The organism is Marinicella pacifica, assembly GCF_014636635.1.
Taxonomy (GTDB): domain Bacteria; phylum Pseudomonadota; class Gammaproteobacteria; order Xanthomonadales; family Marinicellaceae; genus Marinicella; species Marinicella pacifica.
In genome coordinates, this window is sequence record NZ_BMEO01000004.1 from 60,896 (window position 1) to 84,159 (window position 23,264).

At 46.3% G+C, this 23,264-nt stretch carries 22 protein-coding genes; 10 read left to right on the top strand and 12 right to left on the bottom strand.

From position 1 onward, the window contains the following. Positions 1-6: 6 nt before the first annotated feature. From purL to IEV16_RS06085, 10 genes are all read right to left on the bottom strand, one after another. Entirely contained in the window at positions 7-3,846 is a 3,840-nt protein-coding gene (purL, locus tag IEV16_RS06040; protein WP_188364786.1) for a phosphoribosylformylglycinamidine synthase, read from the bottom strand. Between the two features lie 109 nt (positions 3,847-3,955). Beyond that, positions 3,956-4,690 carry a thioredoxin fold domain-containing protein gene (locus tag IEV16_RS06045; RefSeq protein WP_188364787.1) on the bottom strand — a complete coding sequence of 245 codons (735 nt, stop codon included), beginning with the start codon at positions 4,688-4,690 and terminating at the stop codon, positions 3,956-3,958. 31 nt (positions 4,691-4,721) lie between these two features. Beyond that, positions 4,722-5,465, bottom strand: a complete 744-nt coding sequence (locus IEV16_RS06050; protein WP_188364788.1) for a thioredoxin fold domain-containing protein — start codon at positions 5,463-5,465, stop codon at positions 4,722-4,724. A gap of 60 nt (positions 5,466-5,525) precedes the next feature. Further along, entirely contained in the window at positions 5,526-6,416 is an 891-nt protein-coding gene (gene xerD / locus IEV16_RS06055; RefSeq protein WP_188364789.1) for a site-specific tyrosine recombinase XerD, read from the bottom strand. Between the two features lie 3 nt (positions 6,417-6,419). Further along, positions 6,420-7,688 (bottom strand): tetratricopeptide repeat protein, encoded by a 1,269-nt coding sequence (locus IEV16_RS06060; protein WP_188364790.1) that lies wholly within the window; start codon positions 7,686-7,688, stop codon positions 6,420-6,422. A gap of 14 nt (positions 7,689-7,702) precedes the next feature. Continuing rightward, positions 7,703-8,332, bottom strand: a complete 630-nt coding sequence (locus IEV16_RS06065; RefSeq protein WP_188364791.1) for an energy transducer TonB — start codon at positions 8,330-8,332, stop codon at positions 7,703-7,705. A 7-nt stretch (positions 8,333-8,339) separates the two neighbouring features. Then, positions 8,340-8,744: an ExbD/TolR family protein gene (locus IEV16_RS06070; RefSeq protein WP_188364792.1), complete on the bottom strand. Its 405-nt coding sequence runs from the start codon at positions 8,742-8,744 to the stop codon at positions 8,340-8,342. Positions 8,745-8,804: 60 nt separating this feature from the next. Beyond that, on the bottom strand, positions 8,805-9,329 hold the full coding sequence (locus IEV16_RS06075) for a MotA/TolQ/ExbB proton channel family protein (protein WP_188364793.1): 525 nt from the start codon (positions 9,327-9,329) through the stop codon (positions 8,805-8,807). 2 nt (positions 9,330-9,331) lie between these two features. Continuing rightward, positions 9,332-10,696, bottom strand: a complete 1,365-nt coding sequence (locus IEV16_RS06080; protein ID WP_188364794.1) for a MotA/TolQ/ExbB proton channel family protein — start codon at positions 10,694-10,696, stop codon at positions 9,332-9,334. A gap of 3 nt (positions 10,697-10,699) precedes the next feature. Further along, positions 10,700-11,473, bottom strand: coding sequence for a DUF3450 domain-containing protein (locus tag IEV16_RS06085; RefSeq protein ID WP_188364795.1), 774 nt, complete (start codon positions 11,471-11,473; stop codon positions 10,700-10,702). 251 nt (positions 11,474-11,724) lie between these two features. On the opposite strand from IEV16_RS06085, the gene IEV16_RS06090 reads away from it, so the two are divergent. Continuing rightward, positions 11,725-12,138 (top strand): RDD family protein, encoded by a 414-nt coding sequence (locus IEV16_RS06090; RefSeq protein ID WP_188364796.1) that lies wholly within the window; start codon positions 11,725-11,727, stop codon positions 12,136-12,138. Between the two features lie 11 nt (positions 12,139-12,149). Here the strand turns inward: IEV16_RS06090 and lptG are convergent, their stop codons facing one another. After that, complete coding sequence (gene lptG / locus IEV16_RS06095) at positions 12,150-13,229, bottom strand: LPS export ABC transporter permease LptG (protein WP_188364797.1); 1,080 nt, start codon at positions 13,227-13,229, stop codon at positions 12,150-12,152. Positions 13,230-13,234: 5 nt separating this feature from the next. Further along, positions 13,235-14,326 (bottom strand): LPS export ABC transporter permease LptF, encoded by a 1,092-nt coding sequence (gene lptF / locus IEV16_RS06100; protein ID WP_188364798.1) that lies wholly within the window; start codon positions 14,324-14,326, stop codon positions 13,235-13,237. 168 nt (positions 14,327-14,494) lie between these two features. On the opposite strand from lptF, the gene IEV16_RS06105 reads away from it, so the two are divergent. The 9 genes from IEV16_RS06105 (at position 14,495) to IEV16_RS06145 (ending at position 23,255) form a co-directional block, all read left to right on the top strand. Continuing rightward, positions 14,495-15,961: a leucyl aminopeptidase gene (locus IEV16_RS06105; protein WP_188364799.1), complete on the top strand. Its 1,467-nt coding sequence runs from the start codon at positions 14,495-14,497 to the stop codon at positions 15,959-15,961. Positions 15,962-15,966: 5 nt separating this feature from the next. Next, positions 15,967-18,738, top strand: coding sequence for a valine--tRNA ligase (locus tag IEV16_RS06110; protein ID WP_188364800.1), 2,772 nt, complete (start codon positions 15,967-15,969; stop codon positions 18,736-18,738). A gap of 153 nt (positions 18,739-18,891) precedes the next feature. Continuing rightward, positions 18,892-19,476, top strand: a complete 585-nt coding sequence (locus tag IEV16_RS06115) for a peptidylprolyl isomerase (RefSeq protein ID WP_188364801.1) — start codon at positions 18,892-18,894, stop codon at positions 19,474-19,476. After that, positions 19,476-19,787, top strand: a complete 312-nt coding sequence (locus IEV16_RS06120) for an STAS domain-containing protein (RefSeq protein ID WP_188364802.1) — start codon at positions 19,476-19,478, stop codon at positions 19,785-19,787. The genes IEV16_RS06115 and IEV16_RS06120 overlap by 1 nt, the downstream gene beginning before the upstream one ends. 1 nt (position 19,788) lies before the next feature. Then, on the top strand, positions 19,789-20,577 hold the full coding sequence (locus IEV16_RS06125; protein WP_229728266.1) for an MlaE family ABC transporter permease: 789 nt from the start codon (positions 19,789-19,791) through the stop codon (positions 20,575-20,577). After that, a complete protein-coding gene (locus IEV16_RS06130) occupies positions 20,574-21,392 on the top strand; it encodes an ABC transporter ATP-binding protein (protein ID WP_188364803.1) in 819 nt (272 codons plus the stop codon). Before IEV16_RS06125 ends, IEV16_RS06130 begins: the two co-directional genes overlap by 4 nt. Further along, positions 21,389-22,333, top strand: a complete 945-nt coding sequence (locus tag IEV16_RS06135; protein WP_188364804.1) for an MlaD family protein — start codon at positions 21,389-21,391, stop codon at positions 22,331-22,333. The genes IEV16_RS06130 and IEV16_RS06135 overlap by 4 nt, the downstream gene beginning before the upstream one ends. Continuing rightward, the gene (locus IEV16_RS06140) at positions 22,330-22,899 is read left to right on the top strand and encodes an ABC-type transport auxiliary lipoprotein family protein (protein WP_188364805.1); all 570 of its coding nucleotides are present in this window, start codon (positions 22,330-22,332) and stop codon (positions 22,897-22,899) included. Before IEV16_RS06135 ends, IEV16_RS06140 begins: the two co-directional genes overlap by 4 nt. After that, positions 22,896-23,255 (top strand): hypothetical protein, encoded by a 360-nt coding sequence (locus IEV16_RS06145; RefSeq protein ID WP_188364806.1) that lies wholly within the window; start codon positions 22,896-22,898, stop codon positions 23,253-23,255. Before IEV16_RS06140 ends, IEV16_RS06145 begins: the two co-directional genes overlap by 4 nt. The last annotated feature ends 9 nt before the right edge of the window (positions 23,256-23,264 follow it).

Sequence of the window (23,264 nt, forward strand, 5' to 3'; positions counted from 1 at the left end):
GGTATTTTAATTAACAAATATACGGGCATTATAAAACATCCGCTGCCAGGGAGACGAATCCTGCCACTGGGGCGGTGCCCAGGACATTTGCACACCTCTGAAAACCCGTTCAGGATGTGGCATCATCGCTAAAATACGGCCATCAGCATTGCTGACAGCGGCCACGGCCGATTGCGAGCCATTGGGATTAAAAGGATAATCCAGCGTAATTTGTCCATGGTTATTAACATAATGTGCAGCGACTAAATCTTCGTTCACCGCTCCATTAAAATCAGCGCGGCCTTCACCATGGGCAATGGCCACCGGAATCACCGCACCGGCCATACCCCGAAAAAATAAATTATCGGTTTTGGCAATTTTCAAAGAGGAGAAACGGGCTTCAAACTGTCCACTGTGGTTGGCCACAAAATCAGGCCAATTATCACTGCCGGGAATAATCTCCCGCAGCGCCGAAAACATTTGGCAGCCATTGCACACACCTAAAGCAAATCGCCCGGAGTCCGCAAAAAACGAACTGAATTGATTCCGCAATGAGTCATTAAAAAGAATGCTCTTGGCCCAGCCCTGCCCAGCACCCAGGACATCGCCGTAAGAAAAACCGCCGCAAGCCACCATTCCCTGATAATCTTTCAATTGCTTGCTGTTGTTGGCCAGTAAGGTCATCGGCACATCATCACAGTCAAAGCCGGCCCGCATAAAGGCTGCTGCCATTTCATTTTGACCGTTAATGCCTTGTTCGCGCAAAATAGCCACCCGTGGTCGGGTTGTGTTGACATATGGTGCCATCATTTTTTCACTGAAATCAAAATCCACCTGCGGCGATAAACCGGGGTTATCGGCTTTGATTAAATTAAATTCCAAAGCACAATCATCCGGATGATCCCGACGTTGAGCCATTTCGTAACTGGTGCGACTCCACAATTGCTGCAATACTGTGCGCGATTCAATGAATTCGCCGTCTCTGTGTTTTATCAACAGCTCATCACGGTTATTTGGATGCCCTAAATGAACCACACATGGCATTAGTTGATGGGATTCTAATAAGGAGTTCACGGCTTCCCCGGCATCGCGCTTGACTTCGACCACCAGACCCGGTTCTTCATTAAAAAGTGTGGCCATCACGTCACCATGAATACTTATATCAACACCACAATGACCGGCAAAGCACATTTCAGCCAGGGTGGTCAACAAACCGCCGTCTGAGCGGTCATGACAAGCTGACAGCAGACCCTGCTCAATGGCATCGGCCATAAAAGCAAACAGCCGGGTTAAATATTTCGGCTCATCTAAATCCGGGCTTTCATCACCCAGTTGACTGTGCACCTGACAAAACACCGACGCGCCCAGGCGCTGTTGGCCTTTGGCCAAATCAATCAACAATAAATCCGCCTGTGGATCACCACTCAGTTGTGGGGTTAAATGTCTGCGAACATCGACCAAAGGGGCAAAAGCAGAAACCACCAGAGACATAGGCGAGGTCACGGCACATTCATCTCCACTGGCATTGCGCCAACTTGTGTGCATCGACATCGAATCTTTACCCACCGGTATGCCAATATCCAGACTCGGACACAATTCCATACCCACTGCTTGAACTGCTTCATACAAGGCCTGGTATTCACCGGGCTCTCCACTGGCGGCCATCCAGTTGGCTGACAATTTAACCACACTCAAATCTTTTAAACCGGTTCCGGCCAGATTCGTCAGGGCTTCAGTTACCGCCATGCGGGCCGAGGCCGCAGGATTTAGCAAAGCCAACGGGGTGCGCTCACCCACGGACATGGCCTCACCGGCAAAACCATCATAGTCGCGCAGTGTAATGCCGCAATCCGCCACCGGCACCTGCCAGGGCCCCACCATCTGATCTCGATGCACGAGGCCGCTAACGGTGCGGTCACCAATGGTAATCAGGTATTGTTTGCTGGCCACGGTGGGAAAGGATAAGACCTGTTCAATGACCTCACGCAAGGTTTTATTCTGTACCATTAGGGGTTGATTTTTTCGGACTTCGGTTTGAATGTTAATTTCGGTTTTTGGCGTATTACCGAACAAAAGACGCATGGGTATATTGACCGCATCTTTGTGCAGTAATTCATCACGCACGCGCAAGGTTTGCGCTTTTGTTGCCTGTCCCATAATGGCAACCGGACAACGTTCCTGCTGACAAAGCAATTCAAAATCAACCAGCCGTTCTGGCTTAATGGACAACACATAACGTTCCTGTGATTCATTGCACCAGATTTCCATCGGTGACATCGACACATGATCGATTTGCAAGCGACGCAATTCAATGTCCCCACCCAGACCGGCATCTTCTAAAATTTCCGGTATGGCGTTGGATAATCCGCCGGCACCGACATCATGTATAGATCGGATGGGGCTGTCTTCACCCCGGTACCAACAGCGATTAATCACTTCCTGGCAACGGCGTTGCATCTCCGGATTGCCCCGTTGCACCGACGCAAAATCCAGTTCTTCCTGACCGTCGGCGCTGCTCACTGAACTGGCAGCACCGCCACCGAGTCCTATGAGCATGGCCGGACCGCCCAAAACAATGATGTAATCACCGGGGCGGGTATCCTGTTTACGGGTGTGAATGTCATTGATGGCGCCCATTCCGCCGGCTAACATAATCGGCTTATGGTAGCCGCGCCAACGACCGTCAGCCGGGTCTTTGATTTCGAAGTTACGAAAATAGCCCACAATATTAGGTCGGCCGAATTCATTGTTAAAGGCTGCCGCTCCGATTGGTCCTTTTTGCATGATTTCAAAAGCCGATGCCATGCGTTTTGGCTGGCCGGCCAACTGTTGTTCCCAGGGCTGTTGAAATCCCGGAATATTCAAATGACTCACTGAAAACCCACACAAGCCGGCCTTGGTCATGGCACCCTGGCCGGTGGCTGCTTCATCCCTGATTTCTCCTCCAGATCCGGTGGCGGCGCCCGCAAACGGTTCTATCGCGGTGGGGTGGTTGTGGGTTTCAACCTTAATTAGTACATTCATCAACTGATCTTGCTTAAGATAGCGGCCTTGCTCATTGATGATTAAGCGCTGACCCGCGCCACCTGTAAACACCGCCGCGTTGTCCTTGTAAGCCGACAACGCCGGTTCTGAGGTTTGCGCTTCGGTGTTTTTTATCATCTTAAACAATGACATCGCCTGGGCTTCATCATCAATAACCCAATCAGCATTAAAAATTTTATGCCGACAGTGCTCGGAATTGGCCTGAGCAAACATCATCAGTTCGACATCGGTGGGGTTTTTGCCCAAAGCCTGATATTGTGCCTCCAGATAATCAATTTCATCATCATTCAGCGCCAGTCCCAAAGTGCGGTTCAATTCATGCAGTGCTGATGATCCCAGTTGCTGTAACGGCACTTCGGTGAGTGGCTTCGGCGTGTGGTGGTCAAACAATTGTGCCAGCGATGACTCATCAGCAAAGGTTGTTTCAGTCATGCGATCATAAAACAGTTCTGGGTTTTGTTTGGGGCTGATCGCTTTGGCAAATTCAAGGCACCTCCCTGCTTCCACACGGCGCACGTGTGGCAAGTCACAATGATGAAAAATATCCGTGGCTTTACTGGACCAGGGAGAAATGGTCCCAGATCGCGGCAAAATGACCAGCTTGTTGGATTTAAAATCAAGCCCAGCGGTGTGTGCCATCAGTAAACGTTCTATTTTTTGACTATCCTCGGCATTCAAGGACCGGTCAATTTCCATCACATAGAAAGATTTAACGGCAAGCAGTTCCGGCCAACCATGAAGTTGAGCTATTTCATTGAGTTTACGTTTGTTAAAGGCCGAGCAGGCCTCGCCGCCAAGTAAAGTTACCAGTGTGAACGCCATAAATTTCTAAAAAGGAACAAAGCCGCTATTTTAACGTATATTACCCCGGCTTTTCGCACAAAAAAGCCCGCCGGTTGGCGGGCTTGACAATTTATATCAACGGTTGTGTTTATTTTGAGGCCTGTAAAGCATCCAATCGTTGTTTTAATTGCTCAGGCGGCATATAACCGGGCATCATGGTGCCATCATTTAAAATTAAGGCCGGGGTTCCAGTTACGCCCGCAGCCAGACCGGCCTGATACTGTTCAGTCACCGGGTTATCACATTTTTTTTGTGCCACTTCGACACCGGCCTTGGCCTGATCCATGGCTTTGTGTTGGTCCGCTGCACACCAAACACTCACCGCTTTGTCATAGGAGGCTGTTTTCAAACCCGAACGCGGAAAAAATAAATAGGAAATACCAATACCCAAATCATTGTATCCCTGCATTTCTCCATGTAATTTGCGGCAATAGCCACAATCAATATCGGTAAAAACGGTCACCTCATATTTCATGTCATCCGGAAAAAAATTTATGCGCGCTTCGTCACCGAATTTTTTCAGCGTCTCTGCCCTTAAACCGGCCTTTTTTTGGTCCGTGATATCCACCCGACGATCAATGTCAAAAATAGACCCCTGAATTAAGTAGGCACCGTCTTTTGACATATAGACAATATCCGTACCCCGACCGGTGTCCACCATCAACTCTTTTATATCGCTGATGGGTGTATCAAAAACGGCAGTCACTTTGACATTCGGCGCGGTGATTTTGGCCAGTGCTTGCTGATAGGGCTCAGTGTTGTTGTCGGCGATTGCATTCAATGCCGTTAACAAAAGAGCCAGGGTAATAGTTTTATAATTCATAAGAGGTTCCTTAATGAAGATGATGATCGGTTTATTCAGATGGTCGCTTATTGGCCATCTTATCTAATTGTTGTTTCAGTTGTTTCGGCGGTACCAAACCCGGAATCAGGGTCCCGTCCTCCAGTACCCATGCCGGTGTGCCACTAACACCCTCGGCAATGCCGGCATTATAATGGTCAGATACCGGGTTGTCACATTGTAATTGTGACAATTCACCGTCCGCCATGGCCGAATCCAGGGCTTTTTTACGGTCGTCGGCACACCAGACTGACACCGCTTTAAGCGATGATTCAGTGTTGAGACCTGAACGTGGAAAGAACAGATAGGATATGCCGATTCCCAGATCGTTATAAGCATCCATTTGTTGGTGTAACTGCCGACAATACGGACAATCCACGTCGGTAAAAACCGATACCTGATAATCCATATTATCCGGAAAATAATTGATCCGCTGACTATTATTAAACTGTCTTAAATGAGCGAGTCTTAAATCATTTTTTTGGGTTTCGGTTACATCAATACGATTTTTAATATCAAACAAGTTGCCGTTAAAAATATAGCGTTTATCTGTTGACATATAGATAATTTCACGACGCTTGCCGGTGCTGACTGTTAACACTTTTAAACCGTCAATTGGCGTGTCTTTAATACTTTCCACCCGAACATTACCGGATGTAACCGATTGTAAAGCTTGTTGGTAGGCCACTTTATCAGTAGCGATCGATGCCGATGCGCAGATAAAAAGACCTAAGGTTAATAGGATTCGCAATTTCATAACAATATAATTAAAAAAAGTTAGACCAAAAAAGGCCGGTTTTGTTCATAAATAAAGAATTCAACCCCTGGGGTGGTGTTTGACATGTAAACTTTTGAGTTTTTCTTTGGCCACCAGGGTATAAATTTGGGTGGTGGACAAATCACTGTGTCCAAGCAACAATTGGATAACCCTTAAATCTGCATCATGATTTAATAAATGGGTGGCAAATGAGTGGCGCAAAACATGAGGAGAGGGTAAGGGATGAATACCAGCGCTCTGTGCGTATTTTTTTATGCGGTACCAGCAGGCCTGACGGCTCATAATGGTTCCTTTTTGATTCTTAAATACCCATTTTTCCGGATTATTATGGGTAAACAAGGGGTTATTTTTAAGGTGTTTTAATAACCAGTCAGTCGCTTCTTCACCGATTGGCACCAGTCGTTCTTTGTTGCCTTTGCCGATAACTCTGATGACACCCTGATTTAAATTGATTTGATTGGCCTTTAGACTGACGGCTTCACTGACCCGAACACCGGTGGCATACATAAGCTCCAAAAGGCATTTATCTCTTAAACCGATATCGGTTTCGGTTGCAGGTTGTTGTAAAAGTTTGTCAATGTACTCTTCTGACATTGGCTTAGGAACCAATGGCGATTGCTTTGGCATCACAATCTGAGCAAACGGATTATCTTTGACCTGCTGATTACTTTGAAAAAACCGGTAAAAATGCCGAAGTGCCGATATTTTACGGGCTTTGGTGGCCGCATTGAGTTGTCTTGTATTTAGCGAAGCCACATAATGGCCGGCTTGCTCAGCTGATATCGTCAGTACTTCCCAGGATTTATCCTGTAGAAACCGCAAAAACTGTCTGATATCGGTTTGGTAGGCTTGTAGAGAGTGCCTGGAAAGTCCTTTTTCCAGGTGCAGATAATTAATAAACTGATCAATAAACTCAGTTTCTTGGGGCATCAATTAGTTATTGTTTGCCACTTCACGCTGAGCACGCTCTTCTAATGTTTTCAGATGATTAAGCCACTGCTGTGCATTATTACGTGATTTTTTGTAATCGCTGGCTTTGTTAAAAGCTTCACGGGCCTGGCTGTACTTTTTCAAACTGGCTTGTGACATACCCAGCATCAGCCAGGCATTACCGGTTTTATTCTCATCCAGGCCACCTTTTTGTAAGGCACTTTGAATGGATTCAACCGCTTTTGGCCAGTTTTCCATATCCACATACAAATAGGCACGGGTGATATCGATTTCGCCATCTTTCGCAAATTCACTGGCTTTGTCATAGGCCGCCAGGGCTTTGTTTAATTCCCGGGCGTTGTACCAGGTTTGACCCAGTTGTTTCCAGTGATCAAAGTTGGATTCCACTTTACCTTCTTCCAGTGCTTTTTGCAGCACTTGTCCGGCTTTATACGGTATGTCATTAAAAGAATACATCTTAAATAACTGCATATAATCGGTTTCTTTATCCATCACGCCGTTTTCATAGGCCAAAACCAGTGCTGCCAGCGCATTTTTGTCTTCTTTCAGCGTGAAATAAACAGATGACAACTGCATATAATAGGTTTTCTTTTCAGGACTCATGGCAATCAGAATTTTTAAAACATCGGCCATTTCGCGGTATTCAGATAACTCTGAGTGGGCTGCCAGTAATAACTGATACCAACTTTCTTTGGGTTTGTCTGACAGTGAGATGGCTTGCTTAATGGCTTTTTTGACTTCTCTGAATTCTTCCAGCTGCGCATGGGCATTGGCTTTAATGGCAAAGGCTGAGTCCGGAATTTCATCAACCACTTTAAAATACTCATCTAAAGCCGTTAAACCGGCACGGTGATTGCCATCAATCATCAACAACTGTGCCCGTTGTAACATCATGCCAAAATGTGTGGTATTGGGTAAGGCGTCGGTATCGATGGCCTTTTTGAAATACTCGGCTGCTTTACTGTAATTACCGGCGGTTGATTCTAAGTGACCCAGCAATTGATAAACAATGCCTTTAACATACAAATCACGGTCACTTAATCGCTCCAGCATGGCGCTTAAACCACTGCGCGCCTCACTGTATTTCTCATCAGAAATAAATTCACCAAACTTTTCTATTTTTTTGCCTTGTTGTTCAGTCATTAAACCGACAGAACCGGAAGGTTTACGTTCAGGGTTACCGGTTTTTAATGAGCCAGCCCATACCGAACCCATACACAGCAGACTCAACAAGATAATGATTTTTTTCATGTTTAACTCCTGCATTATTCTTCGGGTAATTCAAATTCAATGGTTTGGGTAGCCACTTGTTCAACACCTTGCCCATTGACAATCTTCGGTTTAAATTTGAATTTCAGAATGGCTCGGATGGCTTCACGGTCAAAAATTCTTCGTGGTTTGGCATCCACCACTTCAGGATTGGATACAGTTCCGGAGGGCGTAATGGTAAATTTAACTTTGACCCACCCTTCGATTTTCGCCATCAATGCTTTGCGAGGATATTGCGGCGCAATCCGGACGATGGGAATCACACCGCCTTCTTCCGACATGTTTACCTGACCCACTGCACCCAGGAACGGACCATCACCACCAACACCCAAATCCAGATTGGGCACATTCAGGGTTGGCATATTATTGACCACCTGTTGTTGCTGTTGCACATTCATTTTAGGTGGTGGCGGGGGTTCTTTGGGTGGTGGTGGCTTTTTAGGCACAACACGTTTGCGTTGTTGCACCTCATCGGGCACCTTCACTTTGGTAAAATCAATGGTGATATTGTCTTTATCATCCCTGGCCTCTGTGCTTTGACTGATTAAAAAATGCATCAGTAAATACAGGACCACCGTGATAAATGCAGCAATAAAACCAACGGCAAGAAAACGGGGTAAACTCATGGCACTATCACCTCTCACCTTTTTCAGCAGCAATTGAAATGCCCGGCACACCTGCTGATTTTATCTGATCCATAACCTCAACCAAATCACCGGTTCGTGAACCACGATCTGCGATGATAACGGCATTGGCTTCAGGATTTTCAGCGTGCATTTTTTCAATACGCGAACGCACGGCACGCAATTCAACCTGCTGTTTGTTAATCCAAATGGCACCATCTTCTTTAATGGCTACCAATATATTACCTTTTTTCACTTCTTTGGCCTGGGAACTGGAGGGCCGGGAAATATCCACACCGGTCTCTTTCACAAATGAAGTGGTCACAATGAAGAAAATAAGCATAATAAAAACCACGTCCAACATGGGCGTGATGTTGATTTCTGCTTCGTCTTCGTGATGATGTCGTTTTCTCATATCAATTCTCGTTCATCTATTCATTGGACTTGATTCCAAATGAAATAGTTCAAATTATCATTAATGGGACTGCATCCGGTCTTCCAGCTTTTCTCTTTCTACCACCGCTTTGCGTTTGAAATAGGTGGTGAAGAAAACGCCGGATAAGGCGGCGACCATGCCGGCCATGGTTGGAATGGTGGCTTTTGATACACCACCGGCCATGGCCCGAGCGTTCGAGGTTCCCGCAATGGCCATAATATCGAATACATTTAACATACCATAAACGGTTCCAAACAATCCAAACAAGGGACTGATGGCCACCAGCGACTCTAAAAATCCGAGTCCGGAGCGCAATTTAATGGAGGCTTCAGACACTTTGGCATCTTTAATGCGTTTGGCATACCAACTGGTGGTGTCGGTGCGCTGATTCCATTCGTTAATGATGCGTTTTCGCTCACCGGGATAAGTAAACGAGTAATACCACATACGTTCCAGAATCATCAGCCACATGACAAACAGCAAGATAAAGATGGCCCAAAGTACCGGGCCACCCATGTCGATAAATGCCAATATGTCATACCATTTATCTCTCAGCCAAAACATGCTTATTTCTCCGCCATGTTAGCGATAATTCCGGCACTTTGCTCTTCAAGTACCTGGGTTTGCTTTTTGGCCATAGACTGCAAAACAGAATGTAAGACTGTCAGAGGAATGGCAACAACCAGACCCAAAACAGTGGTGACCAGCGCCATGGAGATACCACCGGCCATAGATTTAGGATCACCGGTACCCATGAGTGTAATCATTTGGAAGGTTTGAATCATACCAACCACAGTACCTAACAGACCCAATAATGGTGCAATCACATACAGCACTTTAATAAACGGCAGACCGGATTCCAGCGGTCCGGTTTCACGGATAATCGCCTCATCCAGTTTCAGCTCCATGGTTTCAACATCGGCATCAGGGTTTTCTGTATAAACCGTCATGATGCGACCCAGTGCGTTATTTTGGTTGGGTTGTTTTTTCTTCAGCTGTGATTTAATCTTACTTCCTGAAGCCAGTAACATGAAGAATTTAATGAGTCCCAAAATCAAACCCAATGCACCCAGGGCCAAAATAACATATCCAACCAGGCCACCTTGCTTAACTTTTTCTTTGATACTGGGGGTTTGCACCACTAACTGCAAAATGGTACCACGGGTATAATCAACCGGTGTTTGCACCAATTCACCCTCGCCAGCGTTCACGAAATTCTTCGCCATAGACGAGAACTTACTGCTGGGTTGTTTCAATAAGCGTTGTAATTCGCCCTCGCCGGTACCGGTTTGGTCAGCGGCTTTCCAGACCAGGAAATTACCCTGGTCATCAAACGCATTGAACACACCGACCCGGGTAACCGAAACATTGGGTTCAATTTCACCGGCTTCATCACGGACTTTGGCGTTGAATTTAGAAATTTTACCTTCAGCGACAATTTCATGTTGCAAGGCATACCACAATTCACGCAGATCTTTGATGTTCGGCAATTTGGTTTGTGAAGCCAACTCGTTCAAAAAAGTCAAACGCTCATTATCAAGCTCGGCAGATGTCAAAGACTCCTGAATGGCACTGCGTAAATCACCGGCCAGTACTTTTACGGTACCTTGCATTTCGCCCAGGTTGCCCGATCGCTCAGCCAATGTCGTTTCCAGATCAGCCAGCAGAATTTCATTTTCATCGAATTCTGTTTTCAGCTCTTCGGTGCGGGCTTCAAGTGCCTGTAATCTGGCACGCGCCTGCGACAACAGCTGACTTTGCTGGTTACGCTGTTGTTTAAATTCATTAATACGCTGCTGGTTCTCTTTAGAACTTTGCGTGGCGGCTTGACGAACTTCCTTTAACAACTGGTCTAAAGAGGTTTTGTTTTGTGCCTGTGCACCTGTCACCATGAGGCCCAGTGTCAATAAACTAAACATTAATTTTTTCATGGTTTACTCTCCTGATACCTGATGCAATATAGGTAAGCCCACTAAATTCGGCGCGGCTTGCTTGGCGGCAATTCGAATGCCTTCTTTAATCGCAGTGTTGTACTGACTGGGTAAGTCTTCAAAAGAACCTGACTGCGGATTATACCAACCGGATTTTTTCTCATCTAATGTCTGATACAACAAAGCGGTTCGGCCGATTTGTAAGAAATTAACTTTAATACCACTTTCGAGATCGCCCTGATAGGTCGAAACTGACCGCCCGTGATCCAATTCGATTTGGTAAGCCTCGGTAACTTTTCGGTATTTTTCCGAGGTGGTCACATTGGAATCATCCAGAATGTTCTCTAACTGAACAACCCGATTGGTGCGTTCTTTGATTTTAAAGGGAATGTCCGCTTCAACCATGCGACCCAACATGTCCACCATTTCAATCACCAACGGCACAATGGCACGGTTGGTTGATTCCAGTTCAGCCATCTGATCGTTCATGGATTGGATTTGCAAGTTTTGATCGTTAACCACGGCTTCGAGTTGTTGGTTATAAACCGTCAAACTGTCAATTTCAGACAATACTGTGCGGTATTGTACGAGTAATTCTTCGGTTTGATCATTCAGGCGATTCACCTGATCTTGTGCTTGTTTTGCTTGTGCATTGGTTTCGTTTACCACTTGTACTGCTGTTTGTAGCTGTGCTGTGCTGACCAGTGAGGTCAACAACAAAGCCAGCATAACCGCGTATTTGGCTAAACCAACTTTAGAAATTTGAGATATCAACATACCTTCCCTTCCAGTTCAAAAATTTATGAAATAATGTGTGACAATTGGTTGAAACCTTTATAAACCCCAAAAACAGTAATTTATTAAAAATCACTTAACCAATCCACACGCGACTTAGTGGTGACCAAGAATAACTTTCTTTTTTGAAAAATTAAAGAACTAATTAAATAATTTACAAAAATTTCACCTGTTTTTAAGTTTTAAATTCCTTAAAATGACGGCCTCATTAATTAACAGGATGAACTGAATTTATGCCGATTAGCACCAGCTGGCGACACGTGGCCGCTTTTATCTACGATTTATTTCCCATCATCGGTTTATGGCTGATCACTTCTGTATTGGTGGTGTTGCTGCGCAGTGGTGATGAGGTGCCGCCCGGCACCTTGTGGTTTCAGTTATTATTGTTCACTGAATGTGTTTTTTATTTTGTCTTTTCCTGGAAAAAAGGCGGACAGACACTGGGTATGCGTGCCTGGAAAATTGGGATTGAGGATTTTGAGAACATGTCCTGGTGGCAATCTTTGTCACGTTTTTTAATCGGATTGGTATCGGTTGCTTTGCTCGGAGCCGGAATAGCGTACAAAAAACTCAACAAAAAACACTTAAGTTGGATGGACATCGTCAGCGGCCACCGTGCTGTCAATGTTAGGCGGCCGGCCACATAAACAAATAACTGTTAAAACCGTTTAATACCACCCCGTAAAATCATAATCGCAACCGCACAAATAACGGCCGGAGGCACCACCGTCATCAGCGGTGGCGGTAAATGATACACCTCACCCAGGTTGAGCAGGGTTTTATTCATTAAATAGATCAGGATACCAATCACCATACCCACCACCAAACGCTGGGAAAAACCCGCTTGCCTGGCATGACCAAACAGCACCAGCATACCGCACATGGCGGTGGTGATGACCAACAAAGGAAATGCCATTTTAGACCACCAGGCCATCTGGTATGCACTTTGCAGTGAACCGGACCGGGTATTGAAACGCTGAATTTGTTTTAAATCACGCAGACTTAAATACTTGGCGCGGGTGGTGGATAAATTTAATATTCTCGGTTCTATTCGGGATTGCCATTGTTGAGATTCGTTATGCTCCACATGGACACCATGCTCACTGAAGACTGAAACCTTTATATTTTCCAAAGTCCACTGCTTATCGGCATACAGCGCCTTTTCAGCCTCTGACACCCGAACCAGCTGCTGATTGTTCAACTCAAAGACAGTCACACCGGTTAACAGGTAACGGTCTGTTTCGGGTTGTCTGGTCATCTTATTGCTGCGAAAAACCACATCACCGTCTTTAATCCAGACCGCATGGGTGACTGAAGTGGCCTGACCGGCTGAAATTTTTTCATTACGAAATTGCTGCGCCATTTGTTCCGCTTTGGGCGACACATACTCACCCATTAAAGTGACCGGCACCAGCCACACCAACAAAGCCACCAGCATCATGCCGGCAATTTTTAATTGACTGACACCGGCCGATCGCATCACCACAAATTCAGAAGCGGCGGCCAAAGCACCCAAAGAGACCACCACGGCAATCACTGCGCTGACAGGGAACAACTCATAAATTTTACTGGGAATGGTCAGTAAAACAAAAAAGAACACATCTGTAAGCGTGTAATAAGCGGAGATGTCATTCAGTTCTTTTATTAACCCAAACAAAACGTCAATGGCAAGCAACAAAAGTACTGCCATCACCAGACCAAAACTCATGGTTTTAAAAATATAGCGGGTTAAAATCATGTCAACTAATCTTGCGGGTTAACTTGAATGACTTGGCGGCGAAAAACACGGCCATCCAATCGGCACAGCCGCCACCAGGCATACAAAACAAAAATCACATACACCCACCACAACCCGAATGCCATCGGAAGACTTCCTTGAGCCAATAAGGACTGACCGATGGTAAGCAAATTAATCAATAACACATAGGCCGCCAACCCGGTGAGTAAATTAATGTATTTGGCTTCACGGTGAGAGGTTTTGCTTAAAGACACCGCCAGCAGAAATAACACCCCCACCGAAATAGGCGGCACCAGACGATAATGAAATTGGGCCTGATCAACCAAATGCCGGCTTTTCATCAGTGCCAGGGTGGTTTTTGATTGCTCATCCAATGCCGCGATTTCCTGTTTTAAATCCGGCAATTTGATGTCATTGCGTTTAAATTGCATCATATGGTACCGGTTTGTGCCCGGCACGCCCTCATTGCGATAGCCGTCGAACAATGCCACATATTTGTGCCCGTTTTCTTCGAACTCATAACCATAGGCCGCCGTAATGGTGTCAATCCTGTCCGGATGGTGAATATTCGCAAAAATATTTTCCACCCGTCTGGTTTTGGGGTCTATGCGTTCCACATAAATCACGCCGTCATCCGAGAAAAAGTTTTGAAACTTTCCTTCGGATAAGCCCATCAAGGAAATCTCTTCACTGGCACGGGTGGTTAATTCTTTGGATAACTGAGCCGCCATGGGCGCCATCCAAAGAGCCAAAACCGCCGTTATCAGAAACACCACCACGGCCAGTGGCGTCAAAGCCTTGAGTAAATCACGCAAAGACAAACCAAAGGCATGCATCATCACCGCTTCTTGATTTCGGTATAAGCCGCTGAGCGCGGTCAAAACACCCAGGTAAAAAGATAAAGGTATTAAAATATTCAGCACATCGACCGAACGCAGGCTTAATTCGATAAACAGCAAATCAGGCGCCAACACGCCTCTGGCAATGGCACGCAAGGTTGAAGTGAACAAGGTTCCCACCATCAACAAAAACAACAGCAGCAACACCACCAAAGTGGTCTGAGCACATTGTTTTCGCAGGTATCGGGTGAGTATCATGTGGTGGTGCCAAAAAACCGCTTATTTTAACAGCTAAACCGGACGCGTGCTTACATCGCATGCATTCTCGTCAAAATAATATCCCCAATTGATTTACGGTTTTTCACTGGTGTATGCTTGAGATGTTGATTAAAATCCCCAGTTTGTTCGTTTTCAGGAGAAAAATTGATGTCATTACACGCAAGCCAACACCCCGCCCATAAGAACAAAGCCGATCAGGTAATTATCGGTTTTTTTGCCGACGAACCCGCCAATCACCATACAAAACATTTAAACGACAGCCTCATAAATCAAATTGCGGCGCGTTTTAAGAATAAAGATTTCACCGGCCAACCGGGGCAACTGTTGACCTTATATCAGGACAATGGCCAGCAGCTTTTGTGTGTCGGCCTGGGTCAGAATGATAAGGTATCAGCAACCGCCCTTTATGACACAACGCATAAGGTGGTTTCGGCCGCCGCTGCTTCTCGCTGCCAGTCGGTGGCCTTGTACCTCAATGACCATACCTATGAACACATCGATGGCGAGCAAGCCACCAAGTTGGTCAGCCTGGCCGCATCTCACGCTGCTTACCGCTATGAGGACACCAAATCATTTAAGGACGACAACAAACACGCATTAGATCGCATAGAAGTGGCGACCAATGACAACACAGCCGAGGCATTTCGACAGGCGGCCGGAATGGCCAAAGGCATAAACACCACCCGCCACCTCGGAAACTATCCGCCGAATTTATGCACACCTAAATACATCGCCGAATATGCCACAGAAATTGCTCACAATGATGATTGTTGTGAGATCGATGTCTTGAACAAAAAACAAATGAAAAAAATGGGCATGGGCGCTTTATTGGCCGTCGCACAAGGCAGTCATAACAAACCGAAAATGGTTGTCTTGAGCTACCATGGCGCGGACAAAGACAAAGACCCGATTGCTTTGGTGGGCAAAGGCATCACCTTTGACACCGGCGGCATTTCCCTGAAGCCCGGCGCCAATATGGACGAAATGAAATATGATATGTGCGGTGCGGCCAGTGTTATTGGCGCTTTCGTGGCGGCCGTGGAATTAAAGTTGCCAATTAACCTCAAAGTGTTTGTACCGGCAGTGGAAAATATGCCCGACGGCAAAGCCTATCGTCCCGGCGATGTCATTACATCCTACTCAGGCCAAACCATTGAGGTGCTAAACACCGATGCCGAAGGTCGCATGATTTTGTGTGATACCTTAACTTATGCCCAGGAATTTAAACCTGAAGTGATTGTTGATTTGGCCACTTTAACCGGTGCCTGTGTGGTGGCTTTGGGTCATAATGCCGCTGCCGTGATGACCAAAACCGACGGTCTATATGAAGAATTTAAAAGCGCCGGTGAGCAAACCCATGACCGCGTATGGGAACTGCCTTTGTGGGATGAGTACCAAAAACAACTGGACACCAGCTTTGCCGATATGAAAAACATCGGTGGTATGCCGGCCGGTACCATCACCGCCGGTTGTTTCTTGTCACGCTTCACCAAAGACCAGAAATGGGCGCATATTGATATAGCCGGTGTGGCCTGGAAAGATAAAAAAGAAGGTGCCACCGGCCGTCCCGTGGCGATGCTCACCCAATACCTGATTAATAAAAGCCAGGCTTAAAAAAAATGATTGAAAAATACGACCCAACTGCCATCGAAGCCAAATGGTACCAAACCTGGGAACAAAAAGGTTATTTTAAACCCAACGGTGAAAGCAAAGAATCTTATTGCATCATGATTCCGCCGCCGAATGTCACCGGCACATTGCACATGGGACATGCCTTTCAGGACACCATTATGGACACCTTGATTCGTTATCAACGGATGCAGGGCAAAAACACCCTGTGGCAGCCCGGCACCGATCACGCCGGTATCGCCACCCAAATGGTGGTGGAGCGACAACTCAATGCCCAGGGCACATCGAGAACCGAGTTGGGTCGTGAAGCTTTTGTGAATAAGGTCTGGGAGTGGAAACAACAATCCGGTGACACCATCACCAACCAACTGCGGCGACTGGGCGCCTCACCGGACTGGTCGCGTGAACGCTTTACGATGGACAAAGGACTGTCCGATGCAGTGCTTAAAGTCTTTGTTGATTTATACAACGAGGGTCTGATTTACCGTGGTCAACGCCTGGTGAACTGGGATCCGACCTTAAACACCGCCTTGAGTGATTTGGAGGTCGAATCCCACGAAGAAAAGGGCCATATGTGGTATTTTGCCTATCCGGTGGCTGACAACGAAGGTAACGCAACTGATCAGGCCCTGACAATTGCCACCACCCGGCCCGAAACCTTACTCGGCGACACCGCGGTGGCGGTGAATCCGGCTGATGCCCGATTTGCGCATTTAATCGGCAAACAGGTCTTATTACCCATCTGTAACCGACTGATTCCGATTGTCGGTGATGACCATGCAGACCCCGAAAAAGGCACCGGTTGCGTCAAAATCACACCGGCACACGATTTTAACGATTATGAGGTGGGTCAACGCCATCAACTGCCGATGATTAACATTCTCAATAAAGACGGCTCACTGAATGACCAAGTACCCGCCGATTTTCGGGGGATGACCCGCCAACAAGCCAGGCAGGCAGTGGTTGATAAAATGCGTGAACTGGGTCTGCTTAAAGACATCAAAGACCATATTCTGATGGTGCCACGGGGTGACCGCTCCGGTGACATCATCGAACCTTTATTGACCAGCCAGTGGTATGTGGATGCCAAAACCCTGGCCAAACCGGCGATTGAAGCGGTTGAAAATGGCGACATTCAATTTGTTCCGGATAACTGGAAAAATACCTACTATGCCTGGATGCGTGAAATTCAGGACTGGTGTATTTCAAGACAACTTTGGTGGGGGCATCGCATACCGGCTTGGTACGATGAAGATGGCAATATTTATGTGGGACTATCAGAAGCGGACGTCCGTCAAAAACATGACTTAAGCGCTGACCTTAATCTGCGTCAGGATGCCGATGTGCTGGACACCTGGTTTTCATCGGCCTTGTGGCCTTTTGCCACCCTGGACTGGCCTGAAAACAGCGATGAACTCAAAAACTTCTATCCCGGCAATGTCCTGGTCACAGGCTTTGATATAATTTTCTTCTGGGTTGCCCGGATGATTATGATGGGTCTTAAGTTCATGGATGAGGTGCCCTTCAAAGAGGTTTACATTCATGGCCTGGTGCGTGACTCACACGGCCAGAAAATGTCTAAATCCAAAGGCAATGTGTTAGACCCGCTGGATTTGATTGATGGCATCAGTCTTGATGACCTGATGGCCAAACGAACCCAGGGCCTGATGCAAGACCAACCGGATAAAGTCAAAGCCATTGAGCAACAAACCGCCGAGGATTTTCCCGATGGCATCAAAGCTTATGGTTGCGATGCTTTGCGCTTTACTTTTGCCTCACTGGCGAGCACCGGACGTGACATAAACTTTGATATGGGACGGGTGGAAGGTTACCGGAATTTTTGTAATAAGATTTTTAATGCTGCCCGCTTTGTGTTGATGAACTGTGAGGATTTTGATATATCCATTAAAAAATCCTACACACCCGGCAGCGCCGAACGCTGGATCAATTCGCGGTTACAACAATGTATCGGTGATTACCGCAAACACTTAGACAGCTATCGTCTTGATTTGGCCAGCCAAGTGATTTATGACTTTTTCTGGAACGAATATTGTGACTGGTTTCTGGAAATGGCCAAACCCCTGCTGAAAACCAATCAAAAACCCCATGTTCAGTACACTTTGCTGACGGCACTGGATCAGGCTTTGCGTTTATTGCATCCCATCATGCCGTTCTTAACTGAAGAAATTTGGCAAGCGGTCGCAGAAAAACTGACCCTGGGCAGCCAATCCATCATGATTTCGGCCTTTCCAGTAACCAACCCAAATTTAATCGACCAGGATGCTGACGCTGATATTCATTGGCTTAAACAACTGACCTTAAGTGTACGTCAAATTCGTGCCGAAATGAACATTCCACCGGGCAAGGCCTTAAACGTTCTACTCAGCGATTATTCTCAAAAAGACGCCGGTAATGTGGTCAATCATCAAACCTTGATTAACACCATGGCGCGTTTGGAATCCATTGAATTATTGGCGCATGGCGAGGAAGAACCACCTGCTGCCACCGGCCTGCTCGGTACCACCAAGGTTCTAATTCCCCTGGCCGGATTGATTGATAAAGACGAAGAAATGCAACGTATTGACAAAAATATCGACAAAACCGAACAAGAAATCAAACGTGCTAAAGGCAAACTTAACAATGAGAAATTCACGGCCAATGCCCCCGATCAGGTGGTGGCTGCGGAACGCAAAAAACTTGACGGTTATGAAGCGGCCTTAAAAGAACTGAAAGAACAGCGTGCAAAACTGGAGCAGCTCTAAATTGAAAAACGGCCACAAGCTTTAATGTAATGTGGCCGTCATTAATTTCAAAAGCTCAAAAAAACGTGAGCCGGGCAAGCGATTTATCCATGACGCTACCAAATCACCGATTCCTTAGGTAAAATGATTGGTTTATTGAATCAATAACCTGTCATGCCAAAAATCGTTATTTGTTTTTTGCTGCTTCTATCAAATCTGGTATTCGCGGACTGCCCGACCGAAAAAGCCTACCCGAATAATATGTTCCCGGAATTGGTCATAGAAACAGATTTGGGTGCGATCACCGTTGAACTGGATCGTCTCAAAGCACCTTTAACGGTCAACCATATATTGCACCTGGTAAAAAATAAACGCTACGACAACAGCCTAATCCACCGGGTGGTACCGGGTTTTGTGATTCAAAGCGGCGCTTTTAAAGCCGATTTATCAGAACTTGAATCCTGCGGTACGGTGGTTAATGAATCCGGCAATGGTTTGAAAAATACCCGTGGCAGTTTATCCATGGCACGCTATAACGATCCGCACTCGGCCGCTGCCAGTTTTTTTATTAACTTAGGTAATAATGATAATTTAGACCCGAGTTCAGATGGTTGGGGTTATGCAGTGTTTGGTTTTGTCACAGACGGCATGGATGTGGTGGATAACATTGCCGCCGTCAAAACCCACTATAACAATCAGCTTGATGCCAAAGATGTACCGATTGAACCGCTTCATATCATTTCAATAAAGGTGAAATAATGGACAACGAACTTATTCAGTTTGAAAAAGATGACAAGCATTGTGTTTTATTTGTTCAGGGCGACGTGGATTTATCCAACTCTTCACAATTGCGCAAAACGATTTTAAGCGCCCTCAAAACATCCCCTGAAGTGGCGGTTCATTTATCACAAGTCAGCTACATCGATTCATCGGGCATTGCCGCATTGGTCGAAGGCTTACAATACGCCAACAGCCATGACAAACGATTTTATCTGAAAAATCTCAGCCCCCATGTCCAATCCATCATTGAATTGGCCCGCTTAGATCAGGTTTTCACCATTGAAACATAAAGTGGTTCAAAAAGTTGAAAACCTGGGACAGCTGACTGTTCAGTATCTGGAACGGCTGGGCTTTGCCATGCGTTTGTTTTGGGACAGTTTTTATTGGCTGATTGTGGGCCGAAAATACAAACAACGCGTGCGCTTTGCACAAATTGTTAAACACATTAAGATGGACGGTGTGGATGCCTTGCCCATAGTGCTGGCACTCGCTTTGGTTGTGGGCATGATGCTCGCCATTCAACTGATATACGCGTTGCAGGCATTTGGTGCGCAATCACAGGTTTTACTTGCCATTGCCAAATCCGTGACCCGTGAGTTTTCACCACTCATTACCGGCATCATTGTGGCCGGTCGATCCGGTGCAGCTATTGCCGCGCGCATTGGCTCTCAGGTGGTGTCACAGGAAATTGATGCCCTCAAGGTAATGGGCGTGGTTCCGGTGCGCTATCTGGTGTTGCCGCCCCTGCTTGCTTTGATGATTTCAATGCCGATGTTGATTATTGGTGCCGACATTGTCGCCATCTTTGGCGGTGCCTTATTCAGCGTCGGAAAACTGGATATGAGTATCACCGCCTATATGGTGGAGTCTTTTAATGTTCTGGTGGTCGGAGATATTATTCAGGGTTTGATTAAAAGCGTGGTATTCGGTGTTATTATTGTGCTGGTGGGCGCCACCACCGGCTTTTATGTTACTGGCGGTGCCGAAGGTGTCGGCAGAGCCACCACCACAGCGGTGGTGGTTTCAATTTCATTTATCGTTTTGGCCGATATGATTGCCAGTTATTTCTTAACCCAATGAACGCAAAACAACAAACTCAAGCTGTGATTGAAGTGAATAATCTGGAAACCTACTATGGCCAGCGAAAAATTCTCGACGGCATGGATTTTCAAGTGGATCAGGGTGAAATCCGGGTGATTATGGGCGGTAGCGGCTCAGGTAAATCGACCTTACTGTGGTATATTCTGGGTCTTTATAAACCCGATGGCGGTACCATTAAGGTACTCGGACAAGACATCAACCAAATTAGTTTTAATGATCACCTTAAGCTCAAGCAGAACATCGGTGTGGCCTTTCAAAGCGGGGCATTGTTTTCCTCCATGTCTGTGGGTGACAACGTTGCTTTTCCGCTGCGAGAATTTACCGACCTGGATGAGAACACCATCCGCATCATCACCCGCATGAAACTGGAAGTGGTCAACTTAGGCGGCTTTCACAAACTCATGCCCTCACAATTATCCGGTGGTATGATTAAACGGGCGGCATTGGCGCGGGCTATTGTGATGGATCCCAGGTTATTAATATTTGATGAGCCATCGGCGGGCTTAGATCCCGTTGTGGCCTCTGAGATTGATGATTTAATCTTATCTTTACGTGACACCACCGGGGTGTCGGTGGTGGTGGTCACCCATGAACTGGACAGTGCCTTTAAAATCGCTGACCGCATCACAGTTTTAGATCAGGGCAAGAATTTGCTGACCGCTTCTGTGGAGGAAGTTAAACAATCGAAAAACAAACGCATCATGGATTTATTACAGCGCCGCTCACGCCATGATAAACTAGACCCCGAGGACTATTTGCGGCGACTTACGCAGGAAAATTACACACTATCATGAAACAAAAAGTCAGTCATTATTTTTGGGTCGGCCTGTTCACTTTAGGTATTGGCGGTTTAGCCTTGGTATTAATGGTCATAATGGCCGGCAAACAATCTGATCATGTCAGCTACCACAGTTTTTATAAAAACGTATCCGGTATCAGTTTTGGTACACCGGTTTATTATGAAGGCTACCGTGTTGGCCAGGTCGAATCGATTAACCCTGAATTTAATGCCCAACAAGTCAGTTTCAAAGTCACTTACAGTGTTTTAAAGGGCTGGCAAATTCCCGTTGATTCCAATGCCCAGATTAATGCAGCCGGTCTGTTGTCTGATATGTCTATAAACATCAACGGCGGTGATGCCAAAGATTTTTTTCAACCTGACGACACCATCCCGGGCAAACCACCGGCTGATTTATTCTCTCAACTGGGTGAAACCTCGGATAAAGTCAGCGAGCTGGCCGATGAAAAAGTTGCACCGATGCTGGACATGTTGCATGAACGGCTGGATAACATCACGGAACAAGTTGAGACCGCCCTACCGGATATTTTATCCAATGTCACCCATGCCAGTGAGGAACTATCCACAGTCCTAAAAAATGCCAAACAAATTGTCGGCACTCAAAACCAGGCCCGTATCGAAACCACCCTCACCAACCTCAGCGAACTCACCGCACAAGTCCAAAACTCTGTGAAAACGCTGGATCAGGGTTTAAACAACATCAACGGTCTGGTTACCGATGCCAGAGATTTACTCACCGGTCAAGATTCAGATATGGCACAAATTCTGGCTGCTGCACGATATGTGATGCATAACTTTTCTAATCGGTTTACCGTCCTGATGAACGACATCGAATCGGCCGGACGCAATTTAAATGAAGCCACCAATGAAATCCGCAAAGATCCGTCGAAACTTATTTTTTCGGGTAAATCAGACATTCAGGACGATGAATTATGAATAAGCTGATTATCCTGGCCACATCATTGTTATTACTGAGTGCCTGCAGTAACCAACCGGCGGTGGTCAAAAAGTATTACCGATTGAGTAGCTTAGACAATTCACAACTAAGCCTAAGCCCTGAAAAACGCCCGTCGGTGGTGATTACGCGACCCAAAGGCATGAGTATTCTGGCCGGCAGGCCGATGGTGGCCACCGTGGAAGACGGTGCTTTGGTACAACTGAACCACCATTATTGGCTGGAATCACCGACCCTTTTAGTGCAGCAAATTTTGTCCCAATGGGCCGAACAGCATTGGCAACAGATTAAGACCCATGTCGCCTTTGATAAACCCATTGAACGCCTGGACAGTGAAATACTGGCTTTTGAAAAGGACGGCAACCAGGCCAAAGTCAGCCTGCATTTTATACTCACGGCTGCCGATGGACACATTATACTGGATCAAACCCTGAGCCGGCAACTAACCATTTCCGGTGAAGGGTACGCCGGATTTGTACACAGCATCAACAATGCGGTCAACCAAATTTTGACTGACCTCAGCGAAGCGATCAATAACTTATCATGAAACAACTGGCCAAGGAACTGAATCTGCTGCCTTTGCGACTAAAAAAGGACACTGCAGCCTCAGCACAACCGGTCGCAGCAGCCAACACCCCCGGTGAAACCCTCAACAAAGAAGAGCTGCGGTTGCTGGTAAAAATTCTCAAAGCCATCGGCCACACATGTGAACACCCTAATATCCGTATTCAGAACGGCATCACCTCCTACACGTTAAATCAAATTACTTTAATTTTTGATGGTGTTAATAAAACGGATGAACACAATGTTTTACATTTAAGTTCACTGAAACAAATGCTTGAGGACCCTGCCGAAAAACGCCCAACTTGGGAAAAGTTAAAATCGATTCAATTTGATGCCTGAAATGCCAAG

Excerpts from the sequence above, each read along its gene's own strand:
- IEV16_RS06115 (WP_188364801.1), top strand. The coding sequence starts at position 18,892 with ATGCCAAAAATCGTTATTTGTTTTTTGCTGCTTCTATCAAATCTGGTA.
- IEV16_RS06120 (WP_188364802.1), top strand. The coding sequence starts at position 19,476 with ATGGACAACGAACTTATTCAGTTTGAAAAAGATGACAAGCATTGTGTT.
- IEV16_RS06140 (WP_188364805.1), top strand. The coding sequence starts at position 22,330 with ATGAATAAGCTGATTATCCTGGCCACATCATTGTTATTACTGAGTGCC.
- IEV16_RS06090 (WP_188364796.1), top strand. The coding sequence starts at position 11,725 with ATGCCGATTAGCACCAGCTGGCGACACGTGGCCGCTTTTATCTACGAT.
- purL (WP_188364786.1), bottom strand. The coding sequence starts at position 3,846 with ATGGCGTTCACACTGGTAACTTTACTTGGCGGCGAGGCCTGCTCGGCC.
- IEV16_RS06070 (WP_188364792.1), bottom strand. The coding sequence starts at position 8,744 with ATGAGAAAACGACATCATCACGAAGACGAAGCAGAAATCAACATCACG.
- IEV16_RS06135 (WP_188364804.1), top strand. The coding sequence starts at position 21,389 with ATGAAACAAAAAGTCAGTCATTATTTTTGGGTCGGCCTGTTCACTTTA.
- IEV16_RS06130 (WP_188364803.1), top strand. The coding sequence starts at position 20,574 with ATGAACGCAAAACAACAAACTCAAGCTGTGATTGAAGTGAATAATCTG.
- IEV16_RS06110 (WP_188364800.1), top strand. The coding sequence starts at position 15,967 with ATGATTGAAAAATACGACCCAACTGCCATCGAAGCCAAATGGTACCAA.
- IEV16_RS06080 (WP_188364794.1), bottom strand. The coding sequence starts at position 10,696 with ATGAAAAAATTAATGTTTAGTTTATTGACACTGGGCCTCATGGTGACA.
- xerD (WP_188364789.1), bottom strand. The coding sequence starts at position 6,416 with ATGCCCCAAGAAACTGAGTTTATTGATCAGTTTATTAATTATCTGCAC.
- lptF (WP_188364798.1), bottom strand. The coding sequence starts at position 14,326 with ATGATACTCACCCGATACCTGCGAAAACAATGTGCTCAGACCACTTTG.
- lptG (WP_188364797.1), bottom strand. The coding sequence starts at position 13,229 with ATGATTTTAACCCGCTATATTTTTAAAACCATGAGTTTTGGTCTGGTG.
- IEV16_RS06045 (WP_188364787.1), bottom strand. The coding sequence starts at position 4,690 with ATGAATTATAAAACTATTACCCTGGCTCTTTTGTTAACGGCATTGAAT.
- IEV16_RS06105 (WP_188364799.1), top strand. The coding sequence starts at position 14,495 with ATGTCATTACACGCAAGCCAACACCCCGCCCATAAGAACAAAGCCGAT.
- IEV16_RS06060 (WP_188364790.1), bottom strand. The coding sequence starts at position 7,688 with ATGAAAAAAATCATTATCTTGTTGAGTCTGCTGTGTATGGGTTCGGTA.
- IEV16_RS06075 (WP_188364793.1), bottom strand. The coding sequence starts at position 9,329 with ATGTTTTGGCTGAGAGATAAATGGTATGACATATTGGCATTTATCGAC.
- IEV16_RS06145 (WP_188364806.1), top strand. The coding sequence starts at position 22,896 with ATGAAACAACTGGCCAAGGAACTGAATCTGCTGCCTTTGCGACTAAAA.
- IEV16_RS06085 (WP_188364795.1), bottom strand. The coding sequence starts at position 11,473 with ATGTTGATATCTCAAATTTCTAAAGTTGGTTTAGCCAAATACGCGGTT.
- IEV16_RS06065 (WP_188364791.1), bottom strand. The coding sequence starts at position 8,332 with ATGAGTTTACCCCGTTTTCTTGCCGTTGGTTTTATTGCTGCATTTATC.
- IEV16_RS06050 (WP_188364788.1), bottom strand. The coding sequence starts at position 5,465 with ATGAAATTGCGAATCCTATTAACCTTAGGTCTTTTTATCTGCGCATCG.